Source organism: Nocardiopsis valliformis DSM 45023, from assembly GCF_000340985.1.
GTDB classification, from domain to species: Bacteria; Actinomycetota; Actinomycetes; order Streptosporangiales; family Streptosporangiaceae; genus Nocardiopsis; species Nocardiopsis exhalans.
On the sequence record NZ_ANAZ01000085.1, the window covers coordinates 1 to 647 of the forward strand.

The 647-nt window shown below is 71.6% G+C and carries 1 protein-coding gene and 1 pseudogene; one reads left to right on the forward strand and one right to left on the reverse strand.

The features are described 5' to 3' along the window. On the reverse strand, positions 1-216 hold a 216-nt coding region (locus tag D457_RS36825; RefSeq protein ID WP_204367496.1), incomplete at its 3' end, for a hypothetical protein. A gap of 52 nt (positions 217-268) precedes the next feature. Between D457_RS36825 and D457_RS33935 the strand changes: the two are divergent. Next, positions 269-647 (forward strand): annotated as a pseudogene (locus tag D457_RS33935) (hypothetical protein); the annotation flags it as partial.

Here is a 647-nt window from a genome sequence, read left to right on the forward strand (position 1 = left end):
TGGTGCGATCGGTGGTCGTATCGCGGGTGCGGTGGGCAGCCGGGTGTCGGCCTGGGCGGGTAACGCCGGTTGGGGCGGCGCCCGGTCGGGCGTGACCAACGCCGCCCGTGGCGGGGTCAAGCCGCGCACCCCGCAGCCGCCTCCGCCACCCAAGCCGCCGCGGCCCACGCCGACGGCGAGTGCGCCCAGGCCCGCGCCGAGTACGGCGGCTCCCACCAGTGCGGGACGTGGTGGGTGTAACAGCTTTGTGCCTGGCACTGGTGTGGTGATGGCTGACGGTTCCACGAAGGCGATCGAGGCGGTCGAGGTCGGTGACCGTGTTCTTGCCACCGATCCTGAGACCGGTGAGCAGGGCGCGCGTACGGTCGCGGCGACCATCAACGGTGAGGGGTCCAAGACCCTGGTGCAGGTCCGGGTGGATGCGACCACCGAACGCGAGGCCCCGATTGAGGGGGAGTCGGCTGGCGTGGAGAGCGCGTCGGAGCTTCCGGGTCCGGTGGTGGCCGGGGATGTGGTGACGGCGACCGAGGGGCATCCGTTCTGGGTTCCTGAGCTGGACGCCTGGGTGGACGCCATCGACCTGGCGCCGGGGATGTGGTTGCAGACCTCGTCCGGTACGTGGGTGCAGATCTCCGCGGTCGAGGTGG